21 protein-coding genes are annotated in these 25,973 nt (G+C 46.8%); 15 read left to right on the top strand and 6 right to left on the bottom strand.

Translation table 11 applies throughout. From position 1 onward, the window contains the following. The first annotated feature begins 123 nt into the window (after positions 1–123). Together LY387_RS19520 and LY387_RS19515 are read left to right on the top strand one after the other, a co-directional pair. The gene (locus LY387_RS19520; protein ID WP_234497509.1) at positions 124–978 is read left to right on the top strand and encodes an enoyl-CoA hydratase/isomerase family protein; all 855 of its coding nucleotides are present in this window, start codon (positions 124–126) and stop codon (positions 976–978) included. Between the two features lie 133 nt (positions 979–1,111). Then, positions 1,112–1,585: a peptide-methionine (S)-S-oxide reductase gene (locus LY387_RS19515; RefSeq protein WP_042474785.1), complete on the top strand. Its 474-nt coding sequence runs from the start codon at positions 1,112–1,114 to the stop codon at positions 1,583–1,585. 24 nt (positions 1,586–1,609) lie between these two features. On the opposite strand, the gene LY387_RS19510 is transcribed toward LY387_RS19515, so the two are convergent. Beyond that, the gene (locus LY387_RS19510; RefSeq protein ID WP_234497507.1) at positions 1,610–2,272 is read right to left on the bottom strand and encodes an NADPH-dependent FMN reductase; all 663 of its coding nucleotides are present in this window, start codon (positions 2,270–2,272) and stop codon (positions 1,610–1,612) included. A 362-nt stretch (positions 2,273–2,634) separates the two neighbouring features. Here LY387_RS19510 and LY387_RS19505 point away from each other — a divergent pair, with 362 nt between their 5' ends. Next, positions 2,635–3,900 carry an MFS transporter gene (locus LY387_RS19505; protein WP_234497506.1) on the top strand — a complete coding sequence of 422 codons (1,266 nt, stop codon included), beginning with the start codon at positions 2,635–2,637 and terminating at the stop codon, positions 3,898–3,900. A 65-nt stretch (positions 3,901–3,965) separates the two neighbouring features. Beyond that, positions 3,966–5,432 carry a glycoside hydrolase family 32 protein gene (locus LY387_RS19500; protein WP_234497505.1) on the top strand — a complete coding sequence of 489 codons (1,467 nt, stop codon included), beginning with the start codon at positions 3,966–3,968 and terminating at the stop codon, positions 5,430–5,432. A gap of 32 nt (positions 5,433–5,464) precedes the next feature. Here LY387_RS19500 and LY387_RS19495 read toward each other — a convergent pair whose 3' ends face one another. From LY387_RS19495 to LY387_RS19485, 3 genes are all read right to left on the bottom strand, one after another. Next, a complete protein-coding gene (locus tag LY387_RS19495; RefSeq protein WP_234497504.1) occupies positions 5,465–6,451 on the bottom strand; it encodes a LacI family DNA-binding transcriptional regulator in 987 nt (328 codons plus the stop codon). Between the two features lie 101 nt (positions 6,452–6,552). Beyond that, entirely contained in the window at positions 6,553–7,755 is a 1,203-nt protein-coding gene (locus LY387_RS19490) for a multidrug effflux MFS transporter (RefSeq protein ID WP_234497503.1), read from the bottom strand. Between the two features lie 21 nt (positions 7,756–7,776). After that, positions 7,777–8,205, bottom strand: a complete 429-nt coding sequence (locus LY387_RS19485; RefSeq protein WP_234497502.1) for a MarR family winged helix-turn-helix transcriptional regulator — start codon at positions 8,203–8,205, stop codon at positions 7,777–7,779. Positions 8,206–8,494: 289 nt separating this feature from the next. Here LY387_RS19485 and phnC point away from each other — a divergent pair, with 289 nt between their 5' ends. The 6 genes from phnC (at position 8,495) to LY387_RS19455 (ending at position 13,618) form a co-directional block, all read left to right on the top strand. Then, positions 8,495–9,334 carry a phosphonate ABC transporter ATP-binding protein gene (gene phnC / locus LY387_RS19480; protein ID WP_081936018.1) on the top strand — a complete coding sequence of 280 codons (840 nt, stop codon included), beginning with the start codon at positions 8,495–8,497 and terminating at the stop codon, positions 9,332–9,334. 38 nt (positions 9,335–9,372) lie between these two features. Next, positions 9,373–10,296, top strand: coding sequence for a phosphonate ABC transporter substrate-binding protein (phnD, locus tag LY387_RS19475; protein WP_234497501.1), 924 nt, complete (start codon positions 9,373–9,375; stop codon positions 10,294–10,296). 61 nt (positions 10,297–10,357) lie between these two features. Further along, positions 10,358–11,233, top strand: coding sequence for a phosphonate ABC transporter, permease protein PhnE (phnE, locus tag LY387_RS19470; protein ID WP_234497500.1), 876 nt, complete (start codon positions 10,358–10,360; stop codon positions 11,231–11,233). Further along, a complete protein-coding gene (phnE, locus tag LY387_RS19465) occupies positions 11,230–12,099 on the top strand; it encodes a phosphonate ABC transporter, permease protein PhnE (RefSeq protein WP_042474772.1) in 870 nt (289 codons plus the stop codon). Before phnE (LY387_RS19470) ends, phnE (LY387_RS19465) begins: the two co-directional genes overlap by 4 nt. Positions 12,100–12,414: 315 nt before the next feature. Beyond that, positions 12,415–13,065 carry a Qnr family pentapeptide repeat protein gene (locus LY387_RS19460; protein ID WP_234497499.1) on the top strand — a complete coding sequence of 217 codons (651 nt, stop codon included), beginning with the start codon at positions 12,415–12,417 and terminating at the stop codon, positions 13,063–13,065. Between the two features lie 76 nt (positions 13,066–13,141). After that, positions 13,142–13,618: a hypothetical protein gene (locus tag LY387_RS19455; RefSeq protein WP_234497498.1), complete on the top strand. Its 477-nt coding sequence runs from the start codon at positions 13,142–13,144 to the stop codon at positions 13,616–13,618. A gap of 65 nt (positions 13,619–13,683) precedes the next feature. Here the strand turns inward: LY387_RS19455 and malT are convergent, their stop codons facing one another. Beyond that, positions 13,684–16,392, bottom strand: a complete 2,709-nt coding sequence (malT, locus tag LY387_RS19450; protein WP_234497497.1) for an HTH-type transcriptional regulator MalT — start codon at positions 16,390–16,392, stop codon at positions 13,684–13,686. 541 nt (positions 16,393–16,933) lie between these two features. Here malT and LY387_RS19445 point away from each other — a divergent pair. The 3 genes from LY387_RS19445 to glgB all read left to right on the top strand — a co-directional run bounded on the left by LY387_RS19445 (position 16,934) and on the right by glgB (position 24,186). Continuing rightward, entirely contained in the window at positions 16,934–19,387 is a 2,454-nt protein-coding gene (locus LY387_RS19445) for a glycogen/starch/alpha-glucan phosphorylase (RefSeq protein WP_234497496.1), read from the top strand. A 117-nt stretch (positions 19,388–19,504) separates the two neighbouring features. Further along, positions 19,505–21,679: a 4-alpha-glucanotransferase gene (malQ, locus tag LY387_RS19440; protein WP_234497495.1), complete on the top strand. Its 2,175-nt coding sequence runs from the start codon at positions 19,505–19,507 to the stop codon at positions 21,677–21,679. Positions 21,680–22,002: 323 nt separating this feature from the next. After that, a complete protein-coding gene (glgB, locus tag LY387_RS19435) occupies positions 22,003–24,186 on the top strand; it encodes a 1,4-alpha-glucan branching protein GlgB (RefSeq protein ID WP_234497494.1) in 2,184 nt (727 codons plus the stop codon). A gap of 43 nt (positions 24,187–24,229) precedes the next feature. Here the strand turns inward: glgB and LY387_RS19430 are convergent, their stop codons facing one another. After that, entirely contained in the window at positions 24,230–24,850 is a 621-nt protein-coding gene (locus LY387_RS19430) for a hypothetical protein (protein ID WP_234497493.1), read from the bottom strand. A 188-nt stretch (positions 24,851–25,038) separates the two neighbouring features. Between LY387_RS19430 and LY387_RS19425 the strand changes: the two genes are divergently transcribed. Together LY387_RS19425 and LY387_RS19420 are read left to right on the top strand one after the other, a co-directional pair. Further along, complete coding sequence (locus LY387_RS19425) at positions 25,039–25,425, top strand: MAPEG family protein (RefSeq protein ID WP_234497492.1); 387 nt, start codon at positions 25,039–25,041, stop codon at positions 25,423–25,425. Positions 25,426–25,427: 2 nt separating this feature from the next. Beyond that, positions 25,428–25,952: a DNA mismatch repair protein gene (locus LY387_RS19420; RefSeq protein WP_234497790.1), complete on the top strand. Its 525-nt coding sequence runs from the start codon at positions 25,428–25,430 to the stop codon at positions 25,950–25,952. Positions 25,953–25,973: the final 21 nt, after the last annotated feature.

The raw sequence follows: 25,973 nt of genomic DNA, 5'->3' as shown, positions 1-25,973 counted from the left end.
CTTAATCGTGAAATGCGGCCTAATCCTTTGAGAGTTTCCTTCCTAAAGTTGTTGCTGACTCCAACACAAACTCGTTCACAGGTTGCCACTTGACCAGTTGGAGCAGGATAAGAGGGATAGACCATGGAATACAAAAATTTCACGACATTTTCTGTTGAGATCGACAATGGCATTGCTTGGGTAACGATTGATTACCCGCCGGTGAATGTGCAAGGGCAAGAGATGCTAGCAGATCTGAGTAGCCTAGCCTTGCGTCTAGAACGCGATAGAGAGGTAAAAGTCGTGGTGTTTCAGTCAGCGAATCCAGATATTTGGGTTTGTCATTACGACACCAATTTGCTGCGCGATATGTCAATGGATACGGTACCACGAGATGAAGCTAAGCTATTGGACCTTCAAGCGGTGTTGGAGCGAATCAGTAAGTTGCCACAGGCGACCATTGCTAAGATTGAAGGCTTTGCTCGCGGCGGCGGTCATGAGTTCGCACTGGCGTGTGACATGAGATTCGCGGCGCGAGGTAAATACAAGTTTATGCAGATGGAAGTCGCAATGGGGATCTTGCCTTGTGGTGGTGGCGCTTCACGTATGGCTCGCCAAGTGGGCTTGGGGCGCGCGCTTGAGATTATCTTGAGTGCCCGAGATTTTGATGCCGATGAGGCAGAAGCGTACGGCACCATCAACAAAGCGTTAGAGCCGGACGAGATTGGGGAGTATGTGGACAATCTCGCGCGCCGTATTGCTCAGTTCCCAGCCGAATCCATTAATGCTTGTAAACAGACCGTTTATGAATCTATTGATAAGCCCATCGATGATGCACTTAAGGCTGAGGCTTACTGGCTATACCAAGCGACGAGTAAAACGGCGGCGATCAAGCGTTTTACTTGGGCAGATGAGCAAGGGGCACAGTTCGACCTTGAAAATCAGAAGAATTGGGAGAAATTGGTCATCGACATCCAAGACATTAAAAATGAAGACTAAAGTTGGAAAGGTAGAAAAAGAGCAGGCAGGCCGAGTGGTCTGCCTTCTCTGTTTGCTTTCCCATCCCCTCTAAAATTGTGATACTTTCCTGTCTCCAACGCGGACTCATTGAATTGTTTTAGGTGTCATACATATGGAAAAGATCTATTTTGCTGGTGGATGCTTGTGGGGAGTGCAGGAGTTTATGCGTCACTTGCCAGGTGTGATTAACACGCAAGCTGGCCGAGCCAATGGCACAACCGACAATACAAAAACCGACTACGACGGATATGCGGAGTGTGTGTTGACCGAGTTCGACCCTGAGCAAGTCTCTGTTGAGCAGCTTATGGATTTCTTTTTTGAGATCATCGACCCATACAGCCTCAATAAACAAGGTGAAGATGTCGGGACGAAATACCGCACTGGAGTTTACAGTGTGAATCCTAAGCATTTAAAGCTTGTTGAGCAATATATTGCAGCTCGCTCAGACGCAGAAAAAATCGTGGTTGAGGTGCTACCGCTAAGCAATTACGTCAAGAGTGATGAAGAGCATCAAGACCGGTTGACCCTGCGTCCTGACGACTATTGCCACATCCCTCAAAATCTACTTCACAAATACAAGCGATAGACACGCGTTATTTTTGCTATCCGATTACTTTGGCGCGTTTCTTTGTGATGGGTCGCGCTGAAATGCCTGAATAAGTGAGTTTGGGTCTAGACTTTCACGTTGCTGTTTAGCCCCTTCCGCCCACCAGACAAGCTGAGCCATGGTTCGATTCATATAGCTGTCCCACTCATTCTGCGCTTCATTGCTATTTGAAGCGCCTTCCTCGTTAAACACCGTGGCGGCGTTTGGAATATGGACCATGGCAGAAACTGGCAGACAGCCAAGCTCCGAAAGAAATGTTCGCATAGAAACAGCAGCTCTGGCTCCGCCCCATTGACCAGCAGAATAAGTGACGATAGCACTCGGCTTGTAAGAGAACAGTGAACTGCCGAAATGATTGAGAAGGTGCGCTAACGCAGGACTCATAGAATGATTGTATTCGGGTGAGACCATCACGTAGCCATCGGCTTCAGCGATTTTGTCGGCTAGCTGTTTCAGGTCAGCAGGAACCTGTTTGCGACTATAGGCAAACTCGGGTTTGAAAATCTCCCCAAGGTCGAGATCTAGCGGATCGATGATCTCTACTTCGTGTTCTGGATAGACTTTTGTCAGAAGAGATTCGCAGGCAAGACTCACTCTGGCACCAAGCCGAGCAGGGCGCGGGGGTGTACTCTCGCGAACAGAACCGAGAAAGACCAAGAATTTCATATAGTCGACTCCATGCAGTTAAAAATTTCAGTGACCTCAAAGCATAAACAGATATCGAGGGCATTCAAAGCGCGTTTTAGAACATGCTTAGGATCCACATCCGAAAAACTGTGACCGCTCTCTTGAACTGAGTTAGCACTATCAATAAATGTGCAGGACATGATCACAAATTCTATCGCTTCTCATTGTTCTTGAGGCTAATCTGGCGATAATCATCATCAAAAGTTAACGTTAACATTTTGGCGTTCATGAGAAGAGATTGCCTGGTCTCTTTTATTTTTGGATACAAAAGTTAACGTTAACATTGTTGTCTGCATTAGACGTTGAAGCTAATCTTATTAGATGCCCTACGAGAGGTTGCCATGAATTTTGGTAAGAACAGAAACTTTATACTCCTCAGCGCCACGCTGTTTTTCTTCTTTGTCACTTGGTCATTTTGGTTTTCATTATTTCCAATTTGGCTGAGTCAGCATCTGGGACTGGATGGTGCTAATACCGGCATCATTTACTCGCTAAACGCAATTGGCGCACTGTGTTTGCAGCCGCTTTATGGCTACATTCAGGACCGTCTTGGTCTGAAAAAACATTTGATGTGGTTCATTGCTGCACTCCTTGTGTTTGTTGGTCCGTTTATCATCTTTATCTACGGTCCATTACTGCAAGCCAATATCTTCATGGGTGCGGCAGCCGGTGCTGTTTATCTTGGTGCTGCCTTCTTTGCTGGTGTCGGAGCTATTGAGACCTATGTAGAGCGCGTTGGACGTGTGTCTAACTACGAGTTTGGTAAAGCACGTATGTGGGGTTCATTAGGTTGGGCATTCGCGACCTTTTTTGCTGGCACTTTTATCAACATCAACCCCAATATCAACTTCTGGTTAGCCTCTCTATCTGCGGTTATTGCTGCGATCATGATTATGCTGGTTAAGTTTGATGACACCTCTTCACAGCAAGATGTCGAAACTAACCCAGTAAAAGTCGCTGACCTGTTTGCGCTGGTGAAAATGCCTCGCTTCCACGCTTTTGCACTGTACATCTTCGGCTGTGCCTGTATCTACGGTGTGTATGATCAACAGTTTGCTATCTACTTCTCTTCTCAGTTCCCGACTGTAGAAGAAGGTAACCGTATGTTTGGGTACTTAAACTCTCTGCAGGTGTTCCTTGAGGCTGGCGGTATGTTCTTAGCGCCATTTTTTGTAAACCGTGTCGGTGCCAAGAACTCGTTGGTTATCGCAGGCTTTATCATGGCAACCCGCATTATTGGTTCAGGTCTTGTCGATGGTCCAATCGGTATCTCAGCGATGAAGCTTCTCCATGCGGTTGAGCTACCAATCCTTCTCATTGCAGTATTCAAGTACTTCAGTAAGAACTTTGATACTCGCCTAGCATCGACGTTGTACTTGTTTGGCTTCCAGTTTGTGATTCAAGTGTTCACTAGCATCTTGTCTCCGCTGGTTGGTTTGTCTTACGACGTCATGGGCTTCCAACAAACGTATCTCATCTTGGGTTGTGTTGTCGCTGTATTCGCCACTGTGTCTATCTTCACTCTGGTCAGCGACAAAGTACCTTCAGTTAATGATGACGAGAACACCCAATCAAAGTCCGGTGACCAGTCTCTAGCCACCGCATAATTCATTCTTTTCTTATTTTCCCCTCTCTCATTGAGAGAGGGTCTATGCAAATTTCGGAGTTTTTCATGATCAATGATACGACTAAAGCGAATCAGACCTTAGCGACAGAATCGGCAAAGTTGAAGTGCCACCATCGTCCTGGCTTTCACATTGCTGCGCCTGCTGGGTGGATGAATGATCCGAATGGACTCTGCTTTCACAATGGACTGTACCACGCCTTCTACCAACATCACCCATACTCATCAGACTGGGGACCAATGCACTGGGGCCATGTGACCTCAACAGACATGGTGCATTGGGAGCACCAGCCTGTTGCATTGGCTCCAGGAGACGAGGGCACCTGTTTCTCTGGCTCTGCCGTGACTGATGGCGATACGCTCGCGCTGCTTTATACCGGTCACTCTTGGCTTGGTGAAGAGGGCGATGACACGAAAATGAAGCAGATTCAGTGTCTAGCGACAAGTGAAGATGGCATTCACTTTGAGAAGCAAGGCATTGTGATTCCTGATGCACCAAAAGCTGATATGGTGCACTTTCGTGACCCTAAGGTGTGGAAGGAAGACGGTCTCTGGCATATGGTCGTGGGCATGAAAGATGGAGACCAAGGCCAAATTGGTTACTATCAGTCTGACGATCTGCGCCATTGGAACTACAAAGGTGTTATGGCAGAAGCGAAAGAGGGCATTGGTTACATGTGGGAGTGTCCAGATTTCTTTGCTCTGGATGACAAACGCGTTCTAATCTGTTCGCCAATGGGCATGGAAGCTGATGGCTACAATAACCTGAACTTCCATCAAAACGGCTACATGGTTGGTGAGCTAGATAAAGAGCGAGGTCGCTTTACCTTTGATAAATTTGTAGAGCTAGACTTTGGCCACGATTTCTATGCATGTCAGACATTTGATGCCGAAGATGGTCGCAAGGTAGCGATGGCGTGGATGGATATGTGGCACAGTGAGATGCCAACCAAAGCGCGAGGCTGGTGTGGTGCATTGACACTGCCACGCGAGCTTAAGCTGGATGAAGAAGGTAAGATCTGGCAAACACCTGTCAAAGAGCTTGAAGACCTGAGAGTAGAGCAGTTTGACACGTCCGCGCTTCGCAAAGTAGATAGCCAAGTACTAGAAACTGGCATTCGCGGCGACTTGCTTGAAGTCAAAGCGCGCTTTTCTCTTGCTGGTGCGACGGCAGAACGCTTTGGCTTTATGCTGCGTGTCGGAGATGTGCCATTTGAGCGTACATTAGTGGGATATGACCGAATGGCGAAGCGTGCATTTCTTGATAGAACGTTATCGGGAGAAGCGGTGACAGGTGTGCGCAGTATTGATATTGATACCACTAATAACTCGGTAGATATTCACCTGTTCCTAGACCGCTCCTCGGTAGAAGTGTTTTTGAACGAGGGCGAGCAGGCGATCACAAGTCGTATTTATCCATCTGAATCGAGTCTAGATTTCCAACTGTTTGCAGAGAACGGTACGGTAGAGCTAGAAGCTCTCGATGTTTGGCAGTTAAAGGATATTTGGAAGTAAGCGATAAAAACAGGGAGCAAAGCTCCCTGTTTTTATGTGGATTCTCGTTCAATTAACGGACAGGGTAGCTTAATCAAACCTGTCTCATTTCGTTTCTCAATGATGTGCAGCGCAGCTTGGCGACCTAACTCGTGGTGGGGCAATTCTATGGTGGTTAAGCCTGGCACGAAAAGATCAGCGATTTCGTCCATGTTGTCATAGCCAAGTATTGCGACATCTTCTGGTATCGCCTTTCCTATACGGTGTAGGTGCATATATGCCACCAAAGCCACGCGGTCATTTCCACAGACAATGCAATCAAAGTCGTAATTTTCAGCTAATGCATTGTCAATAATGGTGATGGTGTCGTGGTAGTCGCACGGGTCATTCATATAGCGCCAGCGATAGATCTCTAAATCGGGTACTGCTTGCTTAATTCCTTGTTGACGTAATGTCACTGCGGGTAGGGATTGGTTGAGCATGATAAACAGCGGCTTTTTATATCCCTTGGCAAGTAGATGTTGGATACCATGGAATTGGCCTAACTGATCGTCGGGGACATAACTTGGTATGCTTGAGTCTTTTGTAAAACAGTTGGCAAGTACCAGTGGCAGTTCTTTGAGGCGTTCCGGTACCACGACTTCGCGTAAACCCATGGTAGCAAACACAATTCCGGTTGGTTTGTGAGATAGAATTCGGTCCACGGTTTCATCGCTAGGGGCTGCGTCAAAGGTGTTGAAAATCAGCGAGTTCCAGCCTTGTGCCAGTGCAGTTTGCTCAATAGAGTGGTTGATGCCGACGGAGAATGGTGTCGTGGCGACTTCGAGTGCTAGTACACCTATGGTTGTGTCTTGATAACCTTGAACTCCCTTCGCGCGCATTTTTTTGGCTGAGTGATCAGGCGTGTAGTTGAGAGTCTTTATTGCCTCATTGACACGTCTTAGGGTATCGGGCTTGACCTTCTCGGGAGAGTTGATAGCACGAGATACCGTCATCCACGATACACCTGCTAGCTTTGAAACGTCTTTGATTGATGCCATTGGGTTCTTTATTCAATACGCGAGCCCTAGAGTATAACGAGATCTAGGGCTGCGGTTAAATGCTTTGGCATGGCAAATTACCAATAACTGTGACCTCAGCGCTAAGCTTTCACTAGATTATCAGTCACAAACGTGCGGTTTCGTACTACGAGCCACAACACGCCTCCCACAATACCGATACACAGCTGAATCATTCCTAAGTTGGCAATTAACGACTCTGGTCGGATTGAGACAAGAACCATTCCGATAGACCCGCAGATCATGGCGAAGAACTGAATCAGGGCGACCGCAGAGCCAGTGTCTTTGTCTTGTTGATCGAGCATTAAGTTGGTTGCTGGTACGCGCATCATGATCACCATGAGTGTTGCAGGCGCAGCAAGCAAGGCGAATGCCCATGGCGACGTGTCACCAAAGGTGAGTGTCATTACACCTACCGCGACCAACACTGCAAAGCACCCAGAGATAACGTTCTGCACAGCAATGTGACGAGACAGCTTCATATAAATAGTCGGTCCAAAAGACGCCACAATGGCATTAAATGAGAAGAAGTAGCTAAACTGCTGCTCTGTCAAACCGAAGCCATTAATGTAGATATAAGAGCCTGCCGCGAGAAAGCCCATGAGCGCCATTGGTGCGATAGAGAAAATGCACAATAGAATTACAAAACGCGGGTTCCTAATCACCACACCAAGGCGGGTCCAGGAGCGGACTAATGAGCCCGTGTAACGAGTCTCGAGTGTTTCTTTATAGCAAAATGCAAGGATCGAGGCGCAGGCACCAAAGACAGCAAGGGTGACGAACATCATGCGCCACGAGGCAATTTGCAGCAAGAATGCACCGAGTACGGGAGCGACCATAGGTGCAATGATAACCAGTGACATGATGGTGGCCATAATCCGCTCACGCTCGCGTCCGTCAAATAGGTCTTTGACTACGGATGTCGAGACAACGGTAATGGCACTACCCGCAAATGCTTGTAGGACGCGAGCTGCAATAAGATGCTCGATATCATTGGACATTGCACAGGCAATGCTCGCTAGCATATAGCCGCCAATACCGGTCAGTAATATGGGTTTTCGCCCAAACTTTTCACTCAGCGGTCCCCAGAAAAGTAGACCAAGCGCATAGGTAACGAAATAGCTGCTTAGCGTCAGGTTAACCATGGATTCTGTGGTATCAAAGATGTCCACCATGGTCGGCAAGGCTGGCAAATAGAGGTCAATCGTCAATGGTGGGAATGCACTAATAATGACGAGAAAAAATAGCGTGCCTTTTTGCCCGAGGATGGGTTGGGTTTGTTTCAAGTTGTTCTCCTATAAACCGGGTTAGTAGCTCAGGTTGTTGTTGACGCGTTCTAATAACACTTTGAGAGTGTCCGCTTCGTCGTCAGAAAATCCCGTGAGCATTTCTGTCATCATTTCCATTTCAACTTGGTCGAGTCGTTTGAGCAGTTTTTCCCCTTTCTCACTCAGAGTAAGCTGAACCGAACGTCGATCGCTTGGGCTACTTTCTTTAATGATCAGGTCTTGTCTATGCAGCCTTGCAATGATTCTGGCGATCTGCGCTTTGTCACGATTCATAGATTCCACTAAAGCTTGTTGAGAGGCCCCGCCAAGAGCGCGAATGTCGGACATTGCTTTGTGTTCTAGTGGAGAAAACTCGACTTTTTGTCTTGTGACTTCCGCAATCATTTTTCCACGGGTTTTCATTCGTATCTCGCGTAGCGCGTGATTGATGGCTCGATAGTCTGTCATGGCATGTATTCAGTGAATGAATTAGTTGATCTAGTCAACAAATAGTATCGATATTGTTGATTAAGTCAACTAATACTTCTCAGTTCTCGCAAAAGTTTGCCGTAACTAGTGTTTGGCTGAGCGAAGGGGATTGAGGGGCTAATATATTGATTTCGTGAAATTGTTTTCGGCGGGTTAAACAATTGTCGAGACCCGTGATTCATCAATTGGTCATAAAAACATCGAAAATCCGTCAAATTACTGCGATGTAATGCTGTTCAATTTGTAAATAGCTACTCGGAGAAAGGGTATGGCATTAAGCGCACCCGAGTTGTCCCTCGTGTCGGACAACAGTGAACAGTTACAGCAAGACTTTGGTCGCAAAGTTTTAGAAGTCAACGGGCTAACGAAAGCCTATCAACAAGGCAAGATGGTTTTAGATGGCATCAGCTTTGAGTTACGAGCTGGCGAGTTTGTTGCTGTAGTCGGTCGTTCTGGCGCTGGTAAGTCGACCTTGCTTCACACACTTAACGGTACGATTCCCGCAACAGGCGGAAACATCTTAAATGTGCATCGCGACCAAAGTACCGATGATGTACTGATGATGAGCCGTAAAGAGCTTCGTGAGTGGCGCACCCACTGCGGAATGATTTTCCAAGATTTCTGTTTAGTGCCTCGTCTTGATGTTATCTCGAATGTTTTGCTCGGACGTCTAAGCCATACCTCGACACTGAAGTCATTGTTAAAAGTCTTCAGTGACAAAGACAAGGCGCAAGCGATTCAGCTGCTTAAGTGGCTGAATATGCTGCCGTACGCGTTGCAACGTGCCGAAAACTTGTCTGGTGGTCAGCAGCAACGTGTCGCGATATGCCGAGCCATGATGCAAAACCCGAAAATCCTTCTGGCTGACGAACCTGTTGCTTCTTTAGACCCGAAAAACACCGTGCGAATTATGGAAGCACTGCAAAAAGTAAGCAGTGATGGCGTTGCGGTAATGGTCAACCTTCACTCTATCGAATTAGTTCAGGAGTACTGTACTCGTGTTATTGGTCTCGCCAAAGGGCAGGTCATCTACGACGGTCATCCTTCTGGGCTCAATGATCAGGTTTTGCATCGTCTTTATGGCGACGAAATCGACCAGATCAGTTAATCAAAAAACTAAGTGGACTATACGTTTAAGGACAAGTCATGAAAAAGCTTCTATCCCTCGGTGTTGCAGTGGCATCTGCTTTGGCATTTAACGCTCAAGCAGCGGCACCAAAAGAGATCAATCTAGGTATTCTTGGTGGTCAAAACGCAGCACAGCAGATTGGTGACAACCAGTGTGTGGCGGATTTTCTAAATGCTGAGCTTGGTGTTAAAACCAATATTCGTAACTCAAGTGACTACAACGCGGTTATTCAAGGTCTTTTGGGTGAAAAAATCGACTTGGTTATTAACATGTCGCCAAAGTCATACGCTGAGATCTATCTTAATGACCCAGAAGCGGTAGAGCTAGTTGGTATCACGGTTGATAACACAGATAACTCGCGCGGTTACCACTCGGTTATCTTGGTTCAAGAAGATAGCCCATATCAGTCGATTGAAGATCTTAAGGGTAAGGTGTTCTCGTTTGCCGATCCAAACTCTACTTCAGGCTTTTTGATTCCAAATAACCAGCTAGAGCAAACGCTAGGCGGCAATATGGACAACCAGTTCAACGGCTTCTTCAGCTCAGTTAACTTCTCTGGTGGTCACGAACAAGACATCGTTGGCGTACTGAACGGCCAGTTTGATGCCGCAGTAACTTGGTCTTCTATGGTTGGTGATGCGAGCAAAGGCTACAGTGCTGGCGCACTGCTTCGCTACATGGATCATGATGCAGAGCTAATGAACAAGATTCGTATCATTTGGGAATCACCACTTATCGCAAACGGTCCTACGATTGTGAGCAACCGTCTAGACCCGAAATTCAAAGACGACCTAGTGGCGGCGGTGAAGAAGCTAGATCGTGAAAACAACGACTGCTTTAGCAAAGCTGCGGGTGGCTCTCTTCACCTAGAAGAGACCAGCGTTGCTGAATACCAATCGATCATCGATCTGGTAAAAGCGACTAAGTTTGCTCAGCGCTAATCTCCTCTGTTAATCAAGCTGGTTGTTCGCAGCCAGCTTTGCTACTTCTACGGTTTACTCCATGCAGTTCGAACAATACTATCAACAGGTTCGCCGTAAGCAGAAAATGGACGCTCTTATGTGGTCTTCTCTGTTTATGTTGCTCTATTTGCTTTCTGGTCACTACGCTGAGTTCAGCCTGTCGACCATCATCCGTAATGCTCCAGCGTTATTTGATTACATCTACGACACTATTCCAAATTTGTCATGGGACGTTCTTTTCGCCAGTCGAGATGAAAACGGACGCGCCGTGCCAGGCTCGCTCATCTACTGGGGTTATCGACTACACATCCAGATCCCGCTGTTATGGGAAACCATTAATGTTGCGATTGCCGCCACCTTAGTGTCTTCTGTGATTGCGATTGTGTTGGCATTCTTAGCTGCCAGTAACAGCTATGCGCCTGCGCCTGTTCGCTTTGGTATCCGTTCTTTTGTGGCGTTTCTGCGCACAATGCCAGAGTTAGCTTGGGCGGTGATGTTCGTGATGGCTTATGGTGTAGGTACATTTCCCGGCTTCGTAGCCCTGACGCTTCATACTATTGGCAGCTTGACTAAGCTGTTCTATGAGTCGATCGAGACGGTTTCCGACAAACCGATTCGAGGGCTGACTGCATCTGGTGCAAGACCTATCCAACGCATTCGATTTGCATTCTGGCCACAGGTTAAACCGACGGTACTTTCCTATGTGTTCCTGAGATTTGAGATTAACTTCCGCTCGTCGACCATTCTTGGTTTAGTTGGCGCGGGAGGTATCGGACAGGAGCTAATGACAAACATTAGTCTGGGACGCAACGACCAAGTCAGTATTACGCTGCTTTTAATCATCCTGGTGGTGGCCATTATAGATACCACGTCTGGCGTACTGAGGAAGAAAGTGATCAATGGAGACAGCCAATGACTGAAATGACCCTTGAGCAAATCAAACAAGAAAACAAAGCCATTTTTGATAAACAGCGTCGTTACTTAATGGTCGTTGCCGCGAGTGTCGCTGCGGTTGTTCTCTATTATTTGGTGTTTTTCCACTTCTTTGGTGTGTCGTCTCAGCAATTTGAGATGGGTAACAGCAAGATCATGAGCTACTTCTTACACATGTTTGTGTGGCGCGACTTCTGGGATTGGCCATTTGGTTACTACTTCAAACAAATTGGTATCACGCTGGCGATCGTGTTTGGTGGTACGCTAACGGCCTCGTTGGTTGCTCTGCCACTGTCATTCCTAGCAGCTCGAAATGTGATGACAGGACCGTTTCGACTGATTGCGATCATGATGCGCCGTATCTTTGATGTTTTGCGTGGTATCGATATGGCGATATGGGGGATGATCTTTGTTCGTGCAGTGGGTCTTGGCCCACTTGCTGGTGTGATGGCGGTGTTTATCCAGGATCTAGGTCTGTTTGGTAAACTCTACGCAGAAAGCCACGAAGCGGCTGATAAAAAGCCATCACGCGGCTTAACAGCAATGGGTGCCAATAACCTGCAGAAACATCGATTTGGTATCTTTACTCAATCGTTTCCGACTTTCTTGGCGTTGAGCCTGTATCAGCTAGAGTCAAATACTCGCTCGGCTGCGGTTCTTGGCTTTGTAGGTGCTGGTGGTATTGGTCTGGTCTATGCTGAGAACATGCGACTATGGAACTGGGATGTGGTGACCTTTATCACCCTAGTGCTTGTCGCCATTATCATGGGACTAGATAAGGTCTCTAGCGTCCTAAGACAAAAATACATAGTGGGTGAAAACATCGCCCTGTACACCCCGACTAAATAAGCTTTTGGGCGCTGACGTCAAGGTGTTAGTTTCAAGGTGTTAGTTTCAAGGTACTAATTTCAAAGCCAGCAACGTGACATGCTGGCTTTGTGATTATTGGAGAGGTGACCTCCTGTAAGCCTCTTTAGCGCTTAAAACTTTTTTCATCATCTGAGCGCCCGCTCAATCAAAAATACCCCCTAAAAGTGGCCGAATGACCCCTTAAGATGGCGATTTTTGGGTGTCTTAAGCTGCTGTTTTTAAAGGTTTTGTTTTTGTCGATTCCAATGTCGTCAGATGCTAGTCTTCAACCATACGAACTAGAAGACAAAAGCTATGAAAGACAAAATTTTTGAACACCATGATTTCAGCCATCACGATCTCTCTGGGGAAATTTTCGAGAACTGCCAATTCTACCAGTGTGACTTTTCTCGCGCCGACCTCTCAGAAGCTCGCTTTGAGCGCTGCAAGTTTATTGAACCCTTGGATTTAGAGGGGTGTCATTTTCAATACACCAATTTGAAAGATGCCAGCTTTAAGTACCGTCAGATGGCGATGTGCAATTTTGAAGGGGCGGACTGCTTTGGCATCGAGTTTAGAGAGTGTGACCTGAAGGGTGCAAACTTTGCGAGAGCACGCTTTGCCAACCAAGTGAGTCATACCATGTACTTCTGCTCGGCTTACATCACCGGATGCAACCTGTCCTACACCAATTTCGAGCGCATCATCATTGAGAAATGTGACTTGTTTGAGAATCGTTGGATAGGTGCAAACTTGCAAGGCGCGTCTTTTCGCGAATCGGATTTGAGTCGCGGCGTTTTTTCTTCTGATGCTTGGTCACAGTACCGTTTTCAAGGCGCTGATTTATGCCATGTAGAACTTGAAGGATTGGACCCAAGACGGGTTGATCTGACCGGTGTTAAGATTTGTGATTGGCAGCAGGCACAGCTATTAGAACCACTAGGCTTAATTGTGATGCCTGCCTAAATTGGACGATGTTTTCGCAGGAGAAAACAAGAGATTCACTACAATTTATAAAATATAGTCAACACAAGGATGTGTCATGAATAAAACCATGGTCTTGGGGCTAACTGCAGCGCTGCTGGTCGGTTGTGGAGAACCGAAGAGCCAGCAAGAGAACCGTTTGGCGATTACACAGCAAAATGTGTCGGGCGCTTGGCAGTGTGATTACAAGCTGACTGACATTAAAACTAAAGTGCATGTAGCTTACGGTAATAATGGTGAGTTTAGCGGACGGGTATTCTTGAATTTTCCTATAGCGACGGGTAAAGGTGCTGCTCGAGTAGAGCTGATCACCAGTGGTCACTGGTCATTGCAAGGGTCGACGATAACGGAAGAGTTTGAAGTGCTGGCATTGGACAGCACCAGTTCATCTGGGCATGAACTCTCAGAAACAATAGAGAAGGAATTAAACGATATTCACCTGCTTAGCACAGAGGTTTCAGTATTAACGGAGAGTTCTATGGTCCTTGTTGATGCGAAGGGAGAGGAGACACGCTGTCATCGTAGGCAAGTCTAGAAAAATAAAAAACGCCCAGTAAAAAATACTGGGCGTTTGCTTTTGTGGTTTGTGTTTGATTAGGATTAGTACCCCATCAACTGCAGCAAGTTCTCAGCAGTGCTGATTGCCTCTTTACGATTGGCAATGTTGAGCTTTTGATACAGGTTACGAATGTGAGTCTTAATCGTTGTGCCTGCTACATCCAGTTCTTGAGCAATCTGTTCATTGCTAAAACCAGAGTATATCAAACCAAGAACCTGCCACTCACGCTGGGTTAGCGGGCTAGTACGTACTAACTCAGGGATGTTCGGGTGGTTGACCAGCTTTTCAACAAACTCTTCGTTAAAGTGCACTGAGCGACTACGCTGAGTGGTGTTGATGTCTTTCATCAGCAATTGAGCGCGGTGACGCTCGAGATCACCCAAGTCAGACTTTGAAACCAAGTTAGCAAGCAAGTGGCCAATGGTAGCGCCATCAATGAGGAAGTTACCGATCATGCCTGTCTGGTTAGTAAGTACTAACGCTTCTTTCAGGAGTTCTTTCGCTTTCTCTTCGTTACGGTTGTGGACGTTGAGAATCGCTTCGACGATAAGGTTGCGATTACGATCAGTGACGAGCTGATGCTGTTTCGCTTCTTTATCGAGGAAGTCGAGCGTAACCTGAGCTTGCTCATACTGACCAAGGTTTATTTGCGCTCTGGCAATGTTACGCCACTGCAACTGTGAGAAGTGGTTACACGCTTCTTCTGGTCTAGTCGCGGTTTCTAGCCACTGCTCAATCGATTCAATGTCGTTTCTCGCTTGCCAGTATAGAAGCAGTGATAGAGATGCGTTCGCGGTCCAATCAACGTGGTAAGTCGATTGCTTCATTAGGTGCTGTATCTGCTCAATGACTTTTGAAGCTTTGTCTAGCTCACCTCGACCAATCGCGATGCGTGCAATCATAGAGTAGCTGTGTAGGTGTTTACTTGGGTCGATGTTACCTAGCACATCGATGCCCTTATACGCACACTCTTCCGCTTCATCTAGGCGGTTCCAACACCAGAGTACTTGCGCACGCACTCGAAGCAAGAACTCGTGCATAGGTACTTGATGCAGTTGTTGTTCTTCAATCAGTTTGAAGGCACTTTCTTGGATCTCAAAAGCCGCTTGAACATAGCCTTGTGCGATCAGGATTTCACTTTGCTGCAACTGAGCCCATAGCGCCTGATGGTAGACATGGTATTGCCTCGCTAGTTTCTCAGTTTGCTGCATCATTGACAGCGCACGGCTGAGGTTGCCGATCACGTGGTTAACCTCACCGACGACAGAGGTCGCCACAATTCGGCTGCGATACTCAGAATGATCTAGCTCACTTAGCGCGAGTTCTGCAAGCTCAATCGCCTTATCAGGAGAGTTCTGGTTAATAGCAACTTGTGCGCGTAACGCGTGGAACTCGCCTTCCTCTTTTGCCGTTAGTTTGACTTGGCGATCCGCCATTTCAGCGTCGGCCTTGGCAATCAGTTCACCAACGTCGTTGTATCTGTGCTGACTTTGAGCAAGCCAAGCTTGCAGCATACACAGCTTAGGTTGGCTGTAGAGCTGGTCAGCAGAGAGTACATCAATCGCGTCTTCAAGCGTTGCCAGTTCACCGTGGTTGAACATCTTCCAACCAAACTCAAGCAGTATTTCAGCCACTAAGTCGTTGTTATTCGCCAAGCGAGCGTGTCGAAGCGCTTGATGTGGCACTTTTTGCTGCAGCCATGCGTTTGCGGCTGCTAGATGCAACTCATTTTCTTGCTGAGGAATACGCGCTTTACGCTCATGAGATAAGAACTCTGCAAATAGGTTGTGGAACCTAAACCAGTTGTTCTCACCTTCAAGCGGGTAAATAAATAAACCAAAGCGGTTGAGCGATTCGATCATACTAAGCGCGTCGTCACGTTTGGTCAGTGCGGTGACCAAGCTGTCGTTAAAGTGATCGAGTACTGAACACTGCATCAGGAAGTGGCGAGTCTCTTTATCAAGAAGGTCGAAGACCTCTTCAACGAGGTAGTCCCAAAGGTGTGCATGGTTGAACTGAGACATAGTTTCTACTGACTGCGCCAGGGTGCGTTTTTGATGCTGGGCCTGCAATGCAAAAAGCTGCAGAGCAGAAGGCCAACCCTCAACATAGGTGCGCAGTGAGTTAGCGGTCTCATTATCAATTTCACTGGCCAGTCGCTGACTAAAGAAACGCGTTGTTTCTTCGGTATCGAACGCTAAAAGCTCATTGCCAATTTCAATCATCAGATCGCGTACGCGCAAATTCGCCGTCCCCAGCGGCGGATTTCCACGACTTGTCACCACGAGCGTGATGTTATCTGGCATGTGCTTAAGGAAGAAGCGCATTGCTTCATGAATTTCTTCGTCAGTAATCAGATGGTAGTCATCTAAGACGATGTAACACTCGTGGTGATAGCTAGTCAGCTCGGCAAACACTTCGCTAAAGAGAGAATGCAGCGATGAGAACTGTCGACGTTCTGCCAGCTTTTGTGCGTTAGGACAGGTGTTGTTGGTGGCCTTGTTGATGGCCTGCAGCAAGTAGTTAACGAAACGGAACGGATCATTGTCGCTTTCGTCGATGCTGTACCAACCTACATGTGGTTTATCCGATAGCCATTGCGCGGCCATAGTCGTTTTACCGTAACCTGCAGGCGAGCGAAAAAGAACGAGTTTATAAAAGGGAGCCTGTGCAAGCAGATCTAATACTCGAGGGCGAACGATGGCGTTGTGCAAGCGGCCTGGTCGAGTCAGTTTTGAAGGAATCCACATAAGATATTTCCTACTAATTATTGTTTCTACTCCTCAAGGAGGAGGGAGCGTTTACCACAGCTTTATAGAGCAGCCTCGATGTTATGAAACAGTAGGTTATACAGTGTTTGATCGAGCGCTAGATTTTAATTATTGCGTGTCCCACACCCCAACTACGCCTCATATATGTGAAGTTCGTCACTTATTGGTACGCATTCGAAAGGGTATTGGTCAGCCATGTATACAAAATTTCAGATTTTTTGGGGGCTTTTTTACGGCTAACTGTGATCTCAACAGCAATTTTTGTATTTAGTCACCGATGCGATAGTAAATGTTTCTTCGATAGCGCTTAGATTAAAAACTGAGCTTGGCGTGATCGCTATCACCAGAAAAAACCGAATCCAATATCGGAATGGGACATCGATCACTTAGTGAAGGGGAGTACGCCCCCTACGCCCTCCTCACTCATCCTTCAGGGAGTCGGACTTAGGAGGATGTTTATGGATACGTCACCATGCACGATATGTGACAGATGGATAAAACTTGAAAGTGAGATTTCGTAATGAAACCTGCGCAACAGAAAAAATTTGATAAAGCTTCTTTCCAAGAAAGTGTTAAGAAACACCTATCAGCAACTTACGCAACGACAGTAGAAACTGCGACTGAACGTCAGTGGTATCTAGCAATGGGTCGTGCGCTTGCTGAGCTAACGACTTTTGACCTGCTTGAAACTGAAGCAGATGAGCGCATCAAGAGCGCAAAAAGCGTTAACTACCTATCTCTAGAATTCCTAATCGGTCGTCTAACCGGTAACAACCTAATCAGCATGGGTCTTTACGATCAAGTAACTGACGCAATGGCTGAGCTAGGTCACAACCTAACTGACCTTCTAGAAGAAGAGCGTGACCCATCACTAGGTAACGGTGGTCTAGGTCGTCTAGCAGCATGTTTCATGGATTCATGTGCCGCTCAAGAATTCCCAACTGTAGGCTACGGTCTTCACTACGAATACGGTCTATTCAAGCAATCTTTCGAAGATGGTCGTCAAAAAGAAGCACCAGATGCATGGCGCGGTGTTGAAGGCTACCCATGGGAAGTAGCTCGTCCAGAACTCGCACAAGAGATTGGTTTCTTTGGTCACGTTGAAGTTGTAAACGTAGGTGGCAAAGAAGTTCGTAAGTGGGTTCCAGGCATGACGGTTAAAGCAATGCCTTGGGATCTACCCATTGTTGGTTACGAATCTGACACTGTATACCCGTTACGTCTTTGGGAATGTCAAGCAATCGCACCATTCTCTTTAGAAAGCTTCAACAACGGTGACTACTTCGAAGCACAGCACGCGCTAATCGATGCGGGTAACATTACTAAGGTTCTATACCCGAACGACAACCACGAGAAAGGTAAGACACTGCGTCTAATGCAGCAGTACTTCCACTCAGCTGCGTCTGTACGCGATATTCTGCGTCGTCACGAGGCTGCAGGTTACACACTGGCGGATCTTCCTAAGCAAGAAACTATTCAGCTTAACGACACGCACCCAACGATCGCTATTCCTGAACTAATGCGCATCCTTCTTGATGAGAAAGGTTTGAGCTGGGATGACGCGTGGGCGATTTCTTCTAAGACTTTCGCATATACAAACCACACACTACTTCCAGAAGCACTAGAGACTTGGTCTGAGTCGCTAATCCAGCGTCTACTTCCACGTCACATGGAAATCATCTTTGAAATCAACCACCGCTTCCTACAAGAAGTACGTGCAATGTGGCCTGGCGACGGTGAGAAGCAAGCGAAGCTTTCTATCATCCAAGAAGGTTTCCACCGCATGGTTCGTATGGCTAACCTATGTGTTATCGGTTCATACGCAGTAAACGGTGTAGCAGCACTTCACTCTGAGCTAGTGAAAGCAGACCTATTCCCTGAGTTCCATGAGATGTACCCAACTCGTCTACACAACGTAACGAACGGTATCACGCCACGTCGTTGGTTGAAGTTCTGTAACCCAGGTCTTTCTAAGCTAATTACTGAAAAAGTGGGCCCAGAATGGCCAGCGAAACTAGAGCAGCTAGAAGGCATTGCTGAATACGCAACAGACGCGAAATTCCAAAAAGAATTCATGGCTGTAAAGAAAGAAAACAAACAGCGTCTAGCTGATTGGGTTCTGGAAAACATGGGCATCGAGTTAGACACAAATGCTATCTTTGATGTGATGATCAAGCGTCTGCACGAGTACAAGCGTCAGCAGCTAGATTTGCTACACGTGTTGTCTCTATACCACCGCCTATTGAATGACCCAACATTTGATATGGCTCCACGTGTTGTCTTCTTCGGTTCTAAAGCGGCACCTGGCTACCACCTAGCGAAAGAGATCATCTTTGCGATTAACAAGGTTGCTGAGAAAGTAAACAACGACCCACGCCTAGGCGGTAAGCTGAAAGTGGTATTCATCCCTGACTACCGTGTAAGCATGGCTGAAATGTTGATTCCAGCTGCTGACGTTTCTCAGCAAATCTCTATGGCAGGTAAAGAAGCATCAGGTACGGGTAACATGAAGATGGCTCTTAACGGCGCACTTACTATCGGTACGATGGATGGTGCTAACGTTGAGATCCGTGAAGAAGTCGGTGACGAGAACATCTACATCTTCGGTCTTGATGTTGATGGTGTGAAACGCACGCAAGCTGCAGGTTACAACCCATACGACTACTACAACGCTGACCCACTATTGAAAGCATCTCTAGACCTACTACTAGGTGATGAGTTCACTCCAGGTCAACCAGGTCTACTACGTGCAACGTACGACAGCCTACTTGACGGTGGTGACCCATACCTATGTCTAGCAGACTTCGCATCTTACGTGAAAGCGCACGAAGACATGAGCAAACAGTACCAAGACCAAGCTGGTTGGGCTAAGAAAGCGATTCTTAACACCGCATTGGTTGGTAAGTTCACATCAGACCGCTCAATTCGCGATTACGTGAACAACATTTGGAAACTAGAATCAGTTTCTCGTTAATAAATAAAATTAAGGTACCTCAGTTCCTTTAGGGACAGAGGTACCTTGGCTTTTTACTTTAAAATTAATAATAACCCTACCGATTTGAAGGTTAAGAGAAGTCCTTCGGAGAGAGCGATGACAGAACAAACAGCATTAAAACAAGTTGCTGAGATGGCAAGAATAGCCGACAGCTACGTAAGTGCGTGGGGCGACGAAGCCAGAGTTGAGGACGAAACCATTCTTCGTCTGCTTGCGTCTTTAGGCTACGACACGACTAATGATGAATCACTACTAAAATCTGCAGAGAAAAAGCATAAGAAGGAAGTGCTAGACCCTGTACTGGTTGTTAAAGACGGTGATGCCGTTGAAGTAGAACTTCATTTAGGTGTGAGCGCGAGAGAAAGCGATTTCAGCTGGCGTCTAGAGACTGAGCAAGGAGAAGTACTTGAAGGCTATCTTCAATCTCAGATCGTTCGTGATGAACGTGCTGAGGGTGGCCCTTTAGTATTTGCGTTACCAAACAACCTTTCATGGGGTTACCACAAGCTTTACTTAGAGCGTAAGCGCCGTAAAGCTCCTTACGAGATGACACTTATCCGTACTCCGCGTGCTTGTTACAAACAAAGTGCGATCGATGAAGGTAAAAAGCTTTGGGGTCCAAGTATCCAGCTTTACACGCTTCGTACTCAGCATAACTGGGGTATCGGTGATTTTGGTGACCTTAAACAGCTTGTAGCGGATATCGCTGCACGTGGTGGTGACTTTGTGGGTCTTAACCCGATTCACTCATTGTTCCCTGCTAACCCAGAAGGTGCGAGCCCATACAGCCCGTCTTCTCGCCGCTGGTTGAACATTCTTTACATCGACGTTAGCTCTGTCGCAGAATTTGCGCTAAGTGCAGATGCACAGCAAATCGTTGGTGGCTCTGAGTTCCAAGCACGCCTTCAAAAAGCGCGTGAGTCACACTGGGTGAACTACACCGAAGTGGCTGAGCTTAAGATGAGCGTATTGCCACTGCTATTCGATGAGTTCAAATCTCGTCACCTAGACAAGCAGTCTGAGCGCGCAAAACTATTCCTAGACTTCGTTGAGGCAGGCGGTGAAAGCCTACTTCATCAAGCCGCATTCGATGCGATCCACGCTGAGCTTCACGCAGAAGACAGCAACATGTGGGGTTGGCCGGTATTCCCAGAGAAGTACCGTCGTTTTGAAAATGCAGCGACGCAAAAATATATTGCTGATAACCAAGATAAAGTTCAGCTTTACATGTACTTGCAGTGGATTGCTGATGTTCAAATCAATGAAGCTCAAGCACTAGCAGAAGAGAAGGGTATGGCCGTTGGTCTTTACCGTGACCTAGCTGTTGGTGTTGCGGATTCTGGCTCTGAAACATGGGCAGACAATGGCAACCTAGTGATGGATGCGAGCATCGGTGCTCCACCAGATATCTTGGGTCCATTGGGTCAAAATTGGGGTCTACCTCCACTTAACCCACAAGTACTGCAAGCGACATCGTATGATGCATACATCAAGCTACTACGTGCGAACATGAAGCACTGTGGTTCACTGCGTATCGACCACGTTCTAGGTCTGCTGCGTCTTTGGTGGATTCCAAAAGGTGAAAACGCGACGAAAGGCGCGTACATCTACTACCCAGTTGAAGACATGCTAGCAATCCTGGCGCTCGAGTCACACCGTCATCAATGTAGTGTTATCGGTGAAGACTTAGGTACTGTACCAGATGAAATCGTAGAGATCCTTCGTGACGCAGGCGTTCACTCATACAAGGTATTCTTCTTCGAAACAGCAGAAGATGGCGGCTTTATCTCTCCTGAGCACTATGCGGATCAATCAATGTCTGCACTATGTACTCACGATATGCCAACGCTACGCGGCTTCTGGCACTGCGATGACCTTAAAATGGGTCGTGAGATTGGTCTATATCCAAACGAAGAGCAGCTAGCAGGTCTATTTGATGACCGTCTAGAGTGCAAGCAAGGCATCATTGATAGCGTCGCATGGCACGGTTACCTGCCTGAAGGTGTTGGTCGTGACGCAAGCCTAGTACCAATGGATGCTTACCTAAGCGAAGCACTGCAGCTTCATGTGGCTGCGGGCTCATCTGCACTACTCAGTGTTCAGCTTGAAGACTGGCTAGAAATGGATAAACCAGTAAACATTCCAGGTACGGTTAATGAGTACCCGAACTGGCGTCGTAAGCTGTCGATGAATCTTGAAGAAATCTTCGCTCAAGAAGGGGTAAATCGCATCGCTAAACGCCTAACGGAAGTTCGCGCGAAAGCCAGCTAATCACCGATTTTTAAATCGCTAACAAAGCACGATTCTTTTGGATATTTGTTCTGTCATCTCCAAAGAATCGTGCTTTTCTTTTTTCTGACAGTTTGGATATATCATTTGTAAATTTATATTGTAAATTGTCGGTGAAATTGACCGATTGCACTGCAAAATTGGGCGCTTGTCACTTCCCGTACATCGTGTTTCCAGTACAATGAAACCTTGCAGATAGCCCGCGTATCGCGGGCTTTTTATTTCTTGCCCCCGACGTTTTAGCCACTGGCTAAGACTCAACAATAAAAAGGGGGGGCAGAGTGTTAGGTCGAGGGAGATGAACGTTGAACAAAAAAGGGCTTAAAAGACAACAAAAGGCGTACGATCTACTCTCGAGTGCATCGTTTGCTGACCCATTCTCATTCTTAGGTCCATACCTACAGGATGAGACACATGCGCTTAGAGTTTGGATGCCAGGCGCAGACGCTGTCGCGGTTGTTTTGGAAGATGGCACAAGAATGCCAATGGTGCGAGATCAGGCGTCGGGGTTTGTCCTTGAATCGGACCTTGATTTACGATTTACCCATTATCAGTTGGCTGTCGATTGGAATGGCACCGAGCAGTTGCTCGACGATCCATACCAATACCACGGATTATATGCCGAATACGAAGAGCTACACACGCCGAAAGAAATGTACCACCAGATGGGGGCACAGTTCATTTCGCAAGAGAGAGACGGTAAGCAAGTCGAAGGTACCCGTTTCTTGGTGTATGCACCACATGCCTCTGCCGTCAGTATCGTTGGTAATTTCAACGCTTGGGACGGACGTCGCAACCCAATGCAGAGACTCGACTACGGGATCTGGGGTATTTTCATTCCGAATTTGCCAGAGGGCACTCAATACAAGTTTGAGCTAAAAGGTCCTGATGGTGAAGGCCTGCCACATAAGGCGGATCCATGGGGTTTCTACTCTGAGCAGTACCCATCGTTTTCTTCTGTTACTTATAATCATGACCGTTATGACTGGCAAGATGCCAATTGGCAGCAGCGCCCGGTAACAGAAAAACGCAAAGAAGCACTATCATTCTATGAGCTGCACGCTGGCTCTTGGAAACGTAATGACAACGGTGACTTCCTAAATTATCGTGAACTTGCCGACGAACTGATTCCTTATTTAACCGATATGGGCTACACCCACGTTGAACTGATGCCAGTTTCTGAGCACCCGTTCTACGGTTCATGGGGCTATCAGCCAGTAGGTTTGTTTGCACCAACCAGTCGTTTTGGTTCACCAGATGACTTCAAGTACTTTGTTGATCAGTGTCACCAAGCGGGCCTTGGTGTGGTACTCGATTGGGTTCCAGCACACTTCCCATCGGACGATCACGGCTTAGCGAACTTTGATGGCACGCCACTGTTCCATGATCCGGATCCACGCCGCGGTTGGCATCAAGATTGGAACTCGTACATTTATGACCTAGGTCGTGAACATGTTCGCCGCTTCCTGGTATCTAACGCGTTGTACTGGTTTGAGCAATTCCATATCGATGGTATTCGCGTGGATGCCGTTGCATCGATGCTTTATCTCGATTACTCGCGTAGCCACGATCAGTGGATTCCGAACATAGACGGTGGTCGAGAGAACTATGATGCGATTGCAACACTGAAGTGGATGAACGAAGAAGTGTACAAGCACTTCCCGAATGCCATGACGATCGCTGAAGAATCTACCGCTTTCCCAGGCGTATCGGCGCCAACCTTTGCGGGCGGCCTAGGCTTTGGGTTTAAGTGGAATATGGGTTGGATGCACGACAGTCTATCGTATATTCAAGAGGATCCAATTCACCGCAAATACCACCACGATACCATCACGTTCCCGCTTGTTTATGCTCATAGCGAAAACTATGTACTGTCTTTATCGCACGATGAAGTGGTGTACGGTAAGCGCTCAATCCATAACAAGATGCCAGGTGATGAGTGGCAGCAAACAGCGAACCTACGCGCTTATCTTGGTTATATGTACGCTCAGCCAGGCAAGAAGCTAAACTTCATGGGTGCCGAGTTCGGTCAAACGGGTGAGTGGAACCACGATGACCAGCTTCAATGGTTCTTGCTTGATTTTGAGCGCCACCAAGGTGTGAAAGCACTGACGAAAGATTTGAACTTGCTGTATCGCGCTGAAAAAGCTCTGTTCGATCAAGACTCAGATCCGAAAGGTTTTGAGTGGCGACTACAAGATGCTGCAGAGGCGAGCATCTTGGCGCACGAGCGTATCAGTGAAGATGGTGAACGTGTATTGGTGATCAGTAACTTTACACCAGTTCCTCACGAAGCATTCCGTTTGGGTGTGCCATTAGCAGGTCGCTATGAGTTACTGCTAAGTACCGATGATGCCTTGTATGCAGGTAGTGATTTTGGCGTTGTTCAAGTGGCAGAGACTGAGGCTGTAGAGAGTGAATCTCAACCTCAATCGCTATCACTTAAACTGCCACCACTATCAACGGTATTCTATAAATACCGAGGCTAAACGTCGTTAAGCCCTTTAGCGGAATTATCCGCTAAAGGGCTTATTAGAATCCTGTCGAGTACTTCGCTTCTATTTCTGCTATTTTCTTTTCGATATCTTTAAGTTGTTGTCTCAACCTAATGAGCTCGGCTTTGTCTTTCGGCGTGACTGCCAATTTTACCGTCCCAACTCCGCATGCCTCGCGAGTGTCATGGCTAAACTTTGTAAACCCGTCAAGCGATACAGAGTATTCAACAAATTGGCTCTGCTCTTTATTTGATGCTCTTACATCTACGTTCTTGCCTTGTTTACTTTGCAGTATTAAGCGATTAATAAGCGCCAAATTCTCTTTCGTTGCTCTCACAAACCCAGACTCTTTGCTATTCGAGAACAACTGTCCCTCAAAAAAAAGTGGCTCGTTTTGGTCGACTCGAAACGCTAGGTCAACTTTAGCGTTTTCATTGTCGAGCTCCTGAGCAAGGCCAAACGTAACAAGAAGCTTGGAGCGGTCATCGCAGCGTATACCAAATGTAGTGAACTTATTGTCGACTAAATCTCCAAAACCCCACACTCGATGAGTTTCAATTCGATCAAACTTATCGATATTGTGTTCGTTAAACCAACTTGCATAGGTAGCAGCAGGTGCCGAGACAAGAAGGGCTAACAGCATTAGATACATTTTCACTCGTACCATCCCAGCTTGGTCATTAATTCTCGTTTTTGCATCTATAAGGTTAGGTACCTAGTTGATTTTATGCCAGTTCTGTCAGTGGAGAACCTAGAATTCTCGGCTACACTGACTAGTATTATCTGTTTATATCAGCAAGTTAGACACTTGTCTGAGCAATACTGACGAAAAATTAGGGGATATTAATGATTACAGCACTTTATGCGTCACTGCTTGCCGCTTTGATGATTTGGTTATCTTTTCAAGTCATCAAGCAACGCAGGTCTAACCAAGTCGCGTATGCTGATGGAGGTGTTGAATCGCTGCAGATTGCGCGCAGTGCACAAGGCAATGCCGTAGACTATATTCCGATTACGTTAATTCTAATGGCTTTGGTTGAATATAATGGTGCGCCAGCAGTTTGGATTCACGTTATTGGGGTAAGCTTTCTGGTGGGGCGTTGGATGCACGCGGATGGTATTCTCAATAAGCGCTTTAAAGGTCGCGTTAGAGGAATGAAGGTGACAATTTTTGCCATGGCGGGTTTGATTGTCTCTAATCTTTTTTATCTTCCGTTCGATAGGCTACTTTGATGATGCGCTCGCTCCTGCCACCCGCATGGGTGATGGTCTCAATAGGCCTTATTCTGAACGTCATGGCTATTGTGTTGTCTAGCCAGGTGCTAGATAAAATGTCGAGTGACATTGCGATGATTCAGGAGCGCAAAGAAGCCAACTTATACTCGATGCAACTGGCATGGAATCAGGTGGAAACTTTAGAGAGAAAGCGTGAAGCTCTGCTAATACATCTAGACGGTAATAACATCGATCCCGATATAGCCGATATGTTAAGGGTTCAGCTATCTCAGTGGGTTACGGCACAAGTCCCACCGATCCACAGTAAACACCTCAACGATTTAATGGCCATGATCAATAGTGCTCAAGACACGCAACGTGAACTCATCGATGAGCTTTATCTTGATAATCTAGGGCTATCTGAAACGCTTGCGAGTATTGAAGAGGAAATGGCGTATTACAAGAACATCGCTGTTTTCCTGCAGATTTTGGGGCTTGCTCTGATACTCGCTCGCGATCTGTCTCGCCGATCATTGCCAAATTGATATACACTTAGAGCTTACTTT

Source organism: Vibrio maritimus (genome assembly GCF_021441885.1).
Lineage (GTDB): Bacteria > Pseudomonadota > Gammaproteobacteria > Enterobacterales > Vibrionaceae > Vibrio > Vibrio maritimus_B.
Note: the sequence above shows the minus strand (reverse complement) of the source record. Positions and strands in the feature narration are given on the sequence as shown.

Bases quoted from the DNA above. Each gene is read 5' to 3' on its own strand.
- LY387_RS19505 (WP_234497506.1), top strand. From the start codon at position 2,635: ATGAATTTTGGTAAGAACAGAAACTTTATACTCCTCAGCGCCACGCTG.
- phnD (WP_234497501.1), top strand. From the start codon at position 9,373: ATGAAAAAGCTTCTATCCCTCGGTGTTGCAGTGGCATCTGCTTTGGCA.
- phnE (WP_234497500.1), top strand. From the start codon at position 10,358: ATGCAGTTCGAACAATACTATCAACAGGTTCGCCGTAAGCAGAAAATG.
- LY387_RS19445 (WP_234497496.1), top strand. From the start codon at position 16,934: ATGAAACCTGCGCAACAGAAAAAATTTGATAAAGCTTCTTTCCAAGAA.
- LY387_RS19485 (WP_234497502.1), bottom strand. From the start codon at position 8,205: ATGACAGACTATCGAGCCATCAATCACGCGCTACGCGAGATACGAATG.
- LY387_RS19425 (WP_234497492.1), top strand. From the start codon at position 25,039: ATGATTACAGCACTTTATGCGTCACTGCTTGCCGCTTTGATGATTTGG.
- LY387_RS19495 (WP_234497504.1), bottom strand. From the start codon at position 6,451: ATGGCATCAATCAAAGACGTTTCAAAGCTAGCAGGTGTATCGTGGATG.
- phnC (WP_081936018.1), top strand. From the start codon at position 8,495: ATGGCATTAAGCGCACCCGAGTTGTCCCTCGTGTCGGACAACAGTGAA.
- LY387_RS19455 (WP_234497498.1), top strand. From the start codon at position 13,142: ATGAATAAAACCATGGTCTTGGGGCTAACTGCAGCGCTGCTGGTCGGT.
- malQ (WP_234497495.1), top strand. From the start codon at position 19,505: ATGACAGAACAAACAGCATTAAAACAAGTTGCTGAGATGGCAAGAATA.
- LY387_RS19460 (WP_234497499.1), top strand. From the start codon at position 12,415: ATGAAAGACAAAATTTTTGAACACCATGATTTCAGCCATCACGATCTC.
- LY387_RS19510 (WP_234497507.1), bottom strand. From the start codon at position 2,272: ATGAAATTCTTGGTCTTTCTCGGTTCTGTTCGCGAGAGTACACCCCCG.
- LY387_RS19500 (WP_234497505.1), top strand. From the start codon at position 3,966: ATGATCAATGATACGACTAAAGCGAATCAGACCTTAGCGACAGAATCG.
- LY387_RS19520 (WP_234497509.1), top strand. From the start codon at position 124: ATGGAATACAAAAATTTCACGACATTTTCTGTTGAGATCGACAATGGC.
- LY387_RS19515 (WP_042474785.1), top strand. From the start codon at position 1,112: ATGGAAAAGATCTATTTTGCTGGTGGATGCTTGTGGGGAGTGCAGGAG.
- LY387_RS19420 (WP_234497790.1), top strand. From the start codon at position 25,428: ATGCGCTCGCTCCTGCCACCCGCATGGGTGATGGTCTCAATAGGCCTT.
- phnE (WP_042474772.1), top strand. From the start codon at position 11,230: ATGACTGAAATGACCCTTGAGCAAATCAAACAAGAAAACAAAGCCATT.
- malT (WP_234497497.1), bottom strand. From the start codon at position 16,392: ATGTGGATTCCTTCAAAACTGACTCGACCAGGCCGCTTGCACAACGCC.